The organism is Actinoplanes sp. NPDC051633 (assembly GCF_040681735.1).
Taxonomy (GTDB): domain Bacteria; phylum Actinomycetota; class Actinomycetes; order Mycobacteriales; family Micromonosporaceae; genus Actinoplanes.
The window spans coordinates 1-6,036 of sequence record NZ_JBFAZH010000420.1 but is presented as its reverse complement, the minus strand read 5'-3'; the positions used below and the strand labels follow the sequence as shown (position 1 = coordinate 6,036).

The 6,036-nt window shown below is 71.8% G+C and carries 5 protein-coding genes; all 5 read right to left on the bottom strand.

Annotation, left to right across the window (positions count from 1 at the left end; all coding sequences use genetic code 11):
• Positions 1-463: hypothetical protein (locus tag AB0M20_RS22490; RefSeq protein WP_364301094.1), on the bottom strand; the 463-nt coding region annotated here is incomplete at its 3' end.
• Complete coding sequence (locus AB0M20_RS22485; RefSeq protein ID WP_364301092.1) at positions 460-2,505, bottom strand: hypothetical protein; 2,046 nt, start codon at positions 2,503-2,505, stop codon at positions 460-462. The genes AB0M20_RS22490 and AB0M20_RS22485, both read right to left, overlap by 4 nt.
• A 69-nt stretch (positions 2,506-2,574) precedes the next feature.
• Positions 2,575-3,909 (bottom strand): glycosyltransferase, encoded by a 1,335-nt coding sequence (locus AB0M20_RS22480; RefSeq protein ID WP_364301090.1) that lies wholly within the window; start codon positions 3,907-3,909, stop codon positions 2,575-2,577.
• Positions 3,906-4,865: a glycosyltransferase family 2 protein gene (locus AB0M20_RS22475; RefSeq protein WP_364301088.1), complete on the bottom strand. Its 960-nt coding sequence runs from the start codon at positions 4,863-4,865 to the stop codon at positions 3,906-3,908. The genes AB0M20_RS22480 and AB0M20_RS22475 overlap by 4 nt, the downstream gene beginning before the upstream one ends.
• 50 nt (positions 4,866-4,915) lie before the next feature.
• A complete protein-coding gene (locus AB0M20_RS22470) occupies positions 4,916-5,863 on the bottom strand; it encodes a glycosyltransferase family 2 protein (protein WP_364301086.1) in 948 nt (315 codons plus the stop codon).
• Positions 5,864-6,036: the final 173 nt, after the last annotated feature.

Genomic DNA, 6,036 nt, shown 5'->3' with positions numbered 1-6,036 from the left:
GGGTCACCAGCCGGCGGCGGTCGGCCGTCCGCTCGGTGAGCTCGTCGTCGGCGAAGGGCCCGGGCGGCGCGTCCGGCCGGACCACCTGCATCGGCTCGGCGTCCTCCTCCTCGCCCTGCCACACCCGCTCGGGCACCGCCTTCAGGGCGAGCACCAGCAGCGTGATCGCGGTCGTCGCGATGGTCCAGCTGACCCGGTCCAGCCGGAAGCCGGCCACGTAGATCCCCATCCCGGCGACGATCATGGTGGCCATGCTCAGCGCCGGCGCCAGCACGGCCCGCTCCACCCCGGTCAGCACGCGATACCGGAAGATCAGCGCGGTGAGGGCCAGCCCGGGCAGCAGGAAGGCGAGGAGCAACCCAGCCGGCACCGCGAGCGCGGCCGGCCCGGCCAGCACGCCCGCCGAGCAGAGCACCGTCGCCGCACCGGTCAGGACCGGCGCCGGGATTCGGATGGCGTTCACCGGTCGGTCTCCATCCGGTAGATGCGCACCGTGCCGTTGTCGTACAGCCGGTCCACGTCGGTCAGCGAGTCGAACTTGGTGAGCTGCCGCGTGGTCAGCGGGGTGGTGATCCGGCCGGCCCGCGGATCGTTCTCGAAGTAGGCGTCGCTGGCCGGCAGCTGGGTGCTCAGCCGCCGGTCCACCACCAGGAAGTTCAAGTGCAGGTCGGCGACCAGCTCGTCGTTGGCGAGGGTCCAGTCCTCGGCGTAGTAGAGCGGTCCGGCCTCACGTACCGGGTCCTGCCGCCCGTAGGTGGAGGCCAGCGACACCGAGGTCACGTCGCCGCCCACCCGGCGGCCGGGGCCGAGGACGTCGCGTTGCCAGCGGGCGGCGTCCACCCCGTACGCGTCCACCGACCGCTCGAACCCGCCTGCCAGATACGGCCCCGGCAGCAGTGACCCGAGCGGCGGCCAGCCGCCGGCCCGCGCGCCGATCATCAGCAGCGTGATCAGCGCCGCCCCGGCGACCAGCCGGACCATCGGCCGGCGGCCGCTCATCGGCCGCGCGGTGGCGACCGGCGCGATCCGGTACCGCAGTCCGTTGCTGCCCCTCGACGGCAGGATCTGCACTGCCCGGACGAGCGCGATCGCCGCGATGATGGAGATCGGCACGTACGTGAAGGTGGACAACCGCCCGGCGATCTCCGGCCCGTTCGTGCCGAGGAACCGCACCGCGTTGCCGCCGAAGAACACCGCGCCGCCGATCAGCGCCGCCCACCGCCAGGTGTCCCGGTCCTGCCGGGCCACCATGTCGCGGCCCACCGCCGCGAAGAGCACGAACAGGCCGATCAGGCCGGCGCCCTGCAGCGCGAGCTGCACCGTCGACACCGGCGCGCTGGCCTCCGACGCGCTCTCCTGCCCGCTGACCAGGGTGCGCACGGTGTCGATCACCTGGTTGATCGGGCTCTCCAGATAGCTGGTGACGTCGGTGGCGACCACCAGGATCCAGAACGCCACCACGGCCAGCGCGATCGCCGGCGGCCAGAGCGCCGACCAGCGCCGGGCCGGCCGCTTCTCCAGGACCAGCTCGGTGCCGGCCAGCAGGGCCAGCGTGGCGATCAGGGCGAAGGCGGTCACGTGGTGGCTGACCGTGGTCATCACCACCGAGGCCGCGAAGACCACCAGGAACGGCTTGCCGCCCTCGCTGCGCCACCGGCGCACCGCCCAGACGGCCAGCATGAAGAACGGCAGCGCCGCGGTCTGGTAGAGGTACATCGAGTTGAAGAACAAGTAGTGCAGGGCGGTGGCATAGGTCGCGCAGGCCACGCCCGCGATCGCCGGGGAGTTGCCGGCCCGCAGCACGCAGATGAACAGCACGCCGACGAAGACCAGGTGCGCGACGCCGGCCACGAGGAAGCCGGCGACCGACACGGACACGCCGGTCATCGAGGCCACCGCGGCGCCCATCTCGGCCAGGCCGGGGAAGTGCACGGCCGGCGGCAGCGCCGGGTTGGGCTGAAAGAGCTTGCCGGTCTCCATGATCGTGGTGGTGGCCAGCCAGTGCTGGAGCTCGTCCGGGAAGCGGAACTGCTCGGGGCTGTACATCCACTTCAGCAGGTACTGGTTGACTGCCAGCCCGATGACCAGCAGGAACGACTCGGCGACGCCGGCCAGCCGGCGGCTCAGCAGACGCAGCACCACCGGCGTGAAGACGACCACCTGCCCGATCCAGTAGGCGACGGTCGCGCCCGTGGTGCCGGACCGGCCGCCGGCGTACGCGAGCGCGACCAGCAGCACGCCCAGGCTCGAGACGAGCAGCACCGCGGGCGCCCGGCCGAGGTCGTACACGCCACCGCGCGGCATCCGGCGCCGGTCGCCCGCGGGTGGCGGGGTCGTCCCCTCGACGGCCCGGGCCAGCGCGCGGTAGACCAGCTCGTCCACGGTCGCGATGGGGGTGGCCGGGATGCCCCTGCTGGTCTGGAGATCCCGCGCGGGCACCGGTGCGGTGCCGCGCGCGGGCAGCTCCTCGGTCGCGGTCCGGTCACCGGATCGCTGCTCGGACATCTCGGGCGTCTCCACAACTTCGTCGGGGCGGTTGGCGACGTTTATGTCTCCTGGTCCGAGAATGCCTGTTCAGCGGCCGTTGCGTGCCTTGTTCGCCCGCCGACCCTTGAAGTAGGCCCGCGGACCGGCCAGCATCCCCTTGCGGTTCGCCGAGAGCAGCTCACGCGGGAAGTCGTCGCGCAGCGTCGACACCCGCAGGCTGTCCTTGCCGGTCAGGTCGCGTAGCGCGCCCGGGGCCAGCTTGATCAGCGACCACAGCAGCCCCGGCCGGCTCAGCAGCAGGCTCGTGTACGCCGCGGTCAGCCCGGCGCCGTACCCGACCATCTGCTTGTGCAGGCCTTCGAGGTCGCGCCGGTGGTAGTGGTGCGTCACCGCGCTGGGCTGGTAGACGATCGTCCCGCCGCCGACCAGCACCTGGGTGAAGGCGAGGGTGTCCTCGGAGCCCATCGCCGGGGTGCCGGCGCCCAGGGCCGTGTCGAACCCGCCGATCCGCTCGATCACGCCGGGGCGGAAGGTCATGTTCGCGCCGGTGCCGAAGGGCGGCAGCGGGTAGAGCGGGCTCTGCCGGTGCGCGGTGGCCGGGCTGAACACGTCCGGCTTGAAGCCGCGGCCCTTGCTGTGCCCGCCGAACTGCTCGAACCACAGCTGAGCCTGCGACTCGAGCTCGGCCGGCACGATCACCCCGGAGATCACGTCGGCCTCCGGGTGGTCGGCCAGCGCGCGGGCGACCTCGGCCAGCCAGTTCACGTCGGCGCGCTCGTCGTCGTCGATCCAGGCCAGGATCTCGCCCGGCGCGGCGGCGACCGCGGCGTTGCGGGCGAACGACAGGCCCGGCGTCGGCTCGAGCAGGTAGTCGACGTTGCCCCGGGCGGCGGCCGCGCGGACCACCTCGGCGGTCGCGTCGCTGGTCGGCGCGTTGTCGACGACCAGGACCCGGAAGGCCGGGTAGTTCATCGCCAGCAAGCTGTCCAGGCAGTTCTCCAGTTCCGCCGGGTGCTCGCGGGTGCAGACCACGACGGTGATGTGCGGCGCGGTGGCCAGCACCTCGCGGCGGCGGGCCAGGAACGCCGGCTCGGTGTCCAGGGACAGCCCGTCGATCGGCAGCGAGGTGTGGCCGACGGCGGCCAGCTTCGGGGCGAGCAGGGTGCCCAGCTCGCCGTGGATGGCGCGGCCGACGTCCGCGGGGCGCAGGCCCTTGAGGGGTACGTCCACCAGCACGGTGCCGACCGGCTCGCTGAACAGCCGGACCAGCATCCATGCCTGCAGCACCCGGCGGCCGTCCTCGGCGATGCCCGGGATGGTCGGCAGCGGGTCCGACAGCTCGATGTCATGCACACTCGCCGGGCGGGTGGCGCCCACCATCTCGATCTCGGCGAGCGCGGCGATGTCCGGCGCGGCGCTCATCGGGCGGCCACCGGCTGCGGGCGGCGTGCCGTACGCCGGATCGAGATGGTCTCCACCGCACCACCGAAACCGGCCGCGGCCACCCCGGCCAGCACGCTGCCGGCCTTGAGGGCGTGTGCCACGCCGGCGCCCCGCGAGGCGGCGGCGATGTTGCGGACCACGGCCTTGGGCAGCGACCGCAGGTAGGTCTTCTCGGCGCCCAGGCTGTCGTCACCGGAGTGCAGGCCGGCCATCTGCACCTTGCCGCGCCCCTCGGCGTAGCAGCGGCGCAGGAAGAACGAGAAGGTCGAGCGGATCGCCGGCACCTCGTGGCGGATCACCGCGTCCGGCACGTACATCCAGTGGCCGCCGGTGGCCCGGCTCATTCGCAGGCAGAGCTCGGTGTCCTCGGGCCGGTTCTGGCTGCCGAGCTTGCCGAACCCGGTGCGGAAGCCGCTGACCTTCATGAACGCCTCGCGGCGCACGACCATGCTCGCCGACCAGACGTTGCGGATCGGCGCGGTGCGGGTGGGCATGCCGGTGTACGAGCCACCGACCGCCCAGAGGAACTCCTCGGGCATCCACTTGGGTGCGCGCCCCTCCCACGCCGGGCTGATCCCGCCGCCGGTGCCGACCACCTTCGGGTCGGCGAACGGCGCGACGAGGTGGCCCAGCCAGTCCGGCTCGGCGATCACGTCGTCGTCCATGAACGCGATCAGCGCGGTGTGGGTGTGGAACGCGCCGGTGTTGCGGTTGCCGGAGACGCCCTGGGCGTACAGGTTCTCCAGCACGGTGACGCCGGCCAGGTCGCGGCGGGCGCGGCGGTAGAGGGACGGGTTGTGGTCCACCACGACGACGACCTCGGCCGGGGTGTAGACCTGCGATCGGGCGCAGGCGACGGTGCGGACCAGCGATGACCAGCGTTGCTCGCTGTGCGTCGGGATGACGACGCTGACCGCGGGGCGGAAGCTCTCCACGTCGGGGACTCCTTGGGGGCAGGGGTGGGGTGTGGCGCGGGGGCTCGTGCTCAGTCTTCGAGCGCGGCCTGCAGCGACCGGGCGTCGGCCGGCAGCGGGGACACCGCCGGGGTGTTCCGGTTGATCTGCTCCATGCGGGCGGTGGCGACCGGCGCGTTGATCGGAGCCGTGGTGCCACCGGCCGCGGCGGAGAAGGCGGGCTTGGGGGCGAGGGTGAGCTTGCGGTTGCGGCGCATCCGGCCGTACTCGCTGAAGATCGTGCGCAGCACGCGGAAGCCGTCGCGGAAGGTGTTGAGGTTGGTCTCGCCGTGGATCCGGGCGTGCTCGACGCTGCCGACCTCGCCGACCTTCATCCCGTCCACCGCGGCCCGGATGTTGATCATCGTCTCGATCTCGAAGCCGTCGCCCCAGAGCTTGGTGCCGTCGGCCGGCCGGGGGAGGCGGGTGTCCGGCAGGTCCAGGGTCGGCACCACGTGCCGCCAGAAGGCGTTGTAGCCGTAGCAGAGGTCGGTGAAGCGCGTCCCGAACAGGACGTTGACCACGAGGTTCAGGCCGTCGTTGCCGAGCTTGCGCAGCGGGGTGATGTCGTGGCTGTCGCCGCCCTTGCTCTTGTCGAAGCGCGAGCCCTTGACGAAGTCGTCGCCGGCGACCAGCTTGGCCACGAACGCCGGGATCTCGGCCGGGTCGGTCGAGCCGTCGGCGTCGATCATCACGATGATGTCGCTGGTGCAGGCGGCGAAGCCGCAGGCCAGGGCGTTGCCCTTGCCGGTGCGGGTCTGCTGCACGACGACCACGTCCGGGCGCAGCTCGCGGGCCACGGCGACCGTGCGGTCGACCGAGCCGCCGTCCACCAGCACGACCTCGTCGATGCCCTCGGGCAGGGCGGCGAAGACGTGCGGGAGGTTGCGCTCCTCGTTGAGGGTCGGGATGACGACGCTTACGGTGGGTGATGTATTTCCGCTACCGTGCGTGTTGCCGGCTGGCGTGGAGAGCTGCATGTCGTTCCCTTCGGGGGCGGCAGATGCGACCGATCAGCGGCTTTCCGGGGGAGAAATCCGGGTCGCGAAGTTCTGCTAACCAATGTAGTTGTGCGTTACGGAGCGTCAACCAACCGAAGAGCCAAGTGAATCTTGAACGCTATAGTTCCTGCAGGGGCAAAAAAGCATAAAAA

What these genes read in the sequence shown, in the direction of transcription:
- AB0M20_RS22485 (WP_364301092.1), bottom strand. Translation starts at nt 2,505, where the DNA reads ATGTCCGAGCAGCGATCCGGTGACCGGACCGCGACCGAGGAGCTGCCC.
- AB0M20_RS22480 (WP_364301090.1), bottom strand. Translation starts at nt 3,909, where the DNA reads ATGAGCGCCGCGCCGGACATCGCCGCGCTCGCCGAGATCGAGATGGTG.
- AB0M20_RS22470 (WP_364301086.1), bottom strand. Translation starts at nt 5,863, where the DNA reads ATGCAGCTCTCCACGCCAGCCGGCAACACGCACGGTAGCGGAAATACA.